The sequence below is a fragment of the Burkholderia sp. AU4i genome (assembly GCF_000466765.1).
Taxonomy (GTDB): Bacteria; Pseudomonadota; Gammaproteobacteria; order Burkholderiales; family Burkholderiaceae; genus Burkholderia; species Burkholderia cepacia.
This window is the reverse complement of the sequence record NZ_ASSI01000004.1, coordinates 1-3,479: the sequence shown is the minus strand read 5'-3', so window position 1 is coordinate 3,479 and position 3,479 is coordinate 1. Positions and strand designations below refer to the sequence as shown.

The 3,479-nt window shown below is 63.7% G+C and carries 1 protein-coding gene; it reads left to right on the top strand.

Annotated features, from left to right (window positions below; genetic code table 11):
• The first annotated feature begins 242 nt into the window (after window positions 1–242).
• Window positions 243–3,443, top strand: coding sequence for an efflux RND transporter permease BpeB (bpeB, locus tag L810_RS00235; RefSeq protein ID WP_021156316.1), 3,201 nt, complete (start codon window positions 243–245; stop codon window positions 3,441–3,443).
• Window positions 3,444–3,479 lie beyond the last annotated feature (36 nt).

Here is a 3,479-nt window from a genome sequence, read left to right as displayed (position 1 = left end):
TACGAGATTACGTACGGTGACTGGAGTTCAGACGTGTGCTCTTCCGATCTGGTGCGACCGTGAAGACGGTTCCCGCGCAGCTCGCACCGGCGGCCGATGCCGCGTCGGGTGCGGCTGCCGCGTCCGCCGCGCCGGCTGCCGCCGGTTCCGGCGCCGCTGCCGCTTCCGGTGCTGCCGCATCGGGCGCTGCGCCGGCGAGTGCTGCCGCTGCTTCGAGCGCGCAATAACAGGGAGCCTGTTTCATGGCAAAGTTTTTTATCGATCGCCCGATCTTCGCGTGGGTGATCGCCATCATCCTGATGCTGGCCGGGGTTGCGGCGATCTTCACGCTGCCGATCTCGCAGTATCCGACGATCGCACCGCCATCGATCCAGATCACCGCGAACTACCCGGGCGCTTCCGCGAAGACGGTGGAAGACACGGTAACGCAGGTGATCGAGCAGCAGATGAGCGGCCTCGACAACTTCCTGTACATGTCGTCGACCAGTGACGACTCGGGCAACGCGACGATCACGCTGACCTTCGCGCCGGGTACCAACGCCGACATCGCGCAGGTCCAGGTGCAGAACAAGCTGTCGCTCGCGACGCCGATCCTGCCGCAGGTCGTGCAGCAGCTCGGCCTCTCGGTGACGAAGTCGAGCAGCAGCTTCTTGCTGGTGCTCGCCTTCAACTCCGAAGACGGCAGCATGAACAAGTACGACCTCGCGAACTTCGTGGCGTCGCACGTGAAGGATCCGATCAGCCGGTTGAACGGCGTCGGTACCGTCACGCTGTTCGGCTCGCAGTACGCGATGCGGATCTGGCTCGACCCGAACCGCCTGACGAACTACGGCCTCACGCCGGTCGACGTCAGCTCCGCGATCACCGCGCAGAACGTGCAGATCGCGGGCGGCCAGATCGGCGGCACGCCGGCGAAGCCGGGCACCATGCTGCAGGCGACGATCACCGAATCGACGCTGCTGCAGACGCCCGAGCAGTTCGGCAACATCCTGCTGAAGGTCAACCAGGACGGCTCGCAGGTTCGCCTGAAGGACGTCGCGCAGATCGGCCTCGGCGGCGAAAACTACAACTTCGACACGAAGTACAACGGTCAGCCGACCGCGGCACTCGGTATCCAGCTCGCGACCAACGCGAACGCGCTCGCAACCGCGAAGGCCGTGCGCGCGAAGATCGACGAACTGGCACCGTTCTTCCCGCACGGCCTCGTCGTGAAGTACCCGTACGACACGACGCCGTTCGTGAAGCTGTCGATCGAGGAAGTGGTCAAGACGCTGCTCGAAGGTATCGTGCTCGTGTTCCTCGTGATGTATCTGTTCCTGCAGAACCTGCGGGCAACGATCATCCCGACGATCGCGGTGCCGGTCGTGCTGCTCGGCACGTTCGCGATCATGTCGATGGTGGGCTTCTCGATCAACACGCTGTCGATGTTCGGCCTCGTGCTCGCGATCGGCCTGCTGGTCGACGATGCGATCGTGGTGGTGGAGAACGTCGAGCGCGTGATGGCCGAAGAGGGCCTGTCACCGAAGGAGGCGACCCGCAAGGCGATGGGCCAGATCACCGGCGCACTCGTCGGCGTGGCGCTGGTGCTGTCGGCGGTGTTCGTGCCGGTGGCGTTCTCGGGCGGTTCGGTCGGCGCGATCTATCGGCAGTTCTCGCTGACGATCGTGTCGGCGATGGTGCTGTCGGTGCTCGTCGCGTTGATCCTGACGCCGGCGCTGTGCGCGACGATCCTCAAGCCGATCCCGCAAGGGCATCACGAAGAGAAGAAGGGTTTCTTCGGCTGGTTCAACCGCACGTTCAACAACAGCCGCGACAAGTACCACGTCGGCGTGCACCACGTGATCAAGCGCTCGGGCCGCTGGCTCATCATCTATCTGGTCGTGATCGTCGCGGTTGGCCTGCTGTTCGTGCGCCTGCCGAAGTCGTTCCTGCCCGATGAAGACCAGGGCCTGATGTTCGTGATCGTGCAGACGCCGTCGGGTTCGACGCAGGAAACGACCGCGAAGACGCTCGCGAACATTTCCGATTACCTGCTGAAGGACGAGAAGGAAATCGTCGAATCGGCGTTCACGGTCAACGGCTTCAGCTTCGCGGGCCGTGGCCAGAACTCCGGTCTCGTGTTCGTTCGCCTGAAGGACTACTCGCAGCGTCAGCATGCGAACCAGAAGGTGCAGGCGCTGATCGGCCGGATGTTCGGGCGCTACTCGGGTTACAAGGACGCCGTGGTGATCCCGTTCAACCCGCCGTCGATTCCTGAACTCGGTACGGCTGCCGGCTTCGACTTCGAACTGACCGACAACGCCGGTCTCGGCCACGATGCGCTGATGGCCGCGCGTAACCAGCTGCTCGGGATGGCCTCGAAGGATCCGACGCTGCAGGGCGTGCGCCCGAACGGCCTGAACGATACGCCGCAGTACAAGGTCGACATCGACCGCGAGAAGGCGAATGCGCTCGGCGTGACGGCGGATGCGATCGACCAGACGTTCTCGATCGCATGGGCATCGAAGTACGTGAACAACTTCCTGGATACCGACGGCCGGATCAAGAAGGTGTACGTGCAGGCGGATGCACCGTTCCGGATGACGCCGGAAGACCTGAACATCTGGTACGTGCGCAACGGATCGGGCGGGATGGTGCCGTTCAGCTCGTTCGCGACCGGTCACTGGACGTACGGTTCGCCGAAGCTCGAGCGCTACAACGGCGTGTCGGCGATGGAAATCCAGGGTCAGGCCGCACCGGGCAAGTCGACCGGTCAGGCGATGGCCGCGATGGAAGGGCTCGTGAAGAAGCTGCCGGTCGGTATCGGCTATTCGTGGACCGGCCTGTCGTTCCAGGAAATCCAGTCCGGCTCGCAGGCGCCGATCCTGTATGCGATCTCGATCCTCGTCGTGTTCCTGTGTCTCGCGGCACTGTATGAAAGCTGGTCGATCCCGTTCTCGGTGATCATGGTGGTGCCGCTCGGCGTGATCGGCGCACTGCTCGCGGCGACGATGCGCGGCCTCGAGAACGACGTGTTCTTCCAGGTCGGCCTGCTGACTACCGTGGGATTGTCCGCGAAGAACGCGATCCTGATCGTGGAGTTCGCGCGCGAACTGCAGCAGACGGAGAAGATGGGGCCGATCGAGGCCGCGCTGGAAGCGGCGCGCCTGCGGCTGCGTCCGATCCTGATGACGTCGCTCGCGTTCATTCTCGGCGTGATGCCGCTCGCGATCAGCAACGGCGCGGGTTCGGCCAGCCAGCACGCAATCGGTACGGGCGTGATCGGCGGGATGATCACGGCGACGTTCCTCGCGATCTTCATGATCCCGATGTTCTTCGTGAAGATCCGCGCGATCTTCAGCGGCGAGAAGGAAGACGTCGACGAGGCGCTGCGCCTGGCTCAGGAGCACTCGCACCACGAAGAGAAGCCGGGCAACGGCGACGAAGGCAACAAGGGACAGTGATGATGCAAAAACACGCTTTGACTGCAATCGCGGTCG

Coding starts and splice junctions, on each gene's coding strand:
- bpeB (WP_021156316.1), top strand. CDS start 243: ATGGCAAAGTTTTTTATCGATCGCCCGATCTTCGCGTGGGTGATCGCC.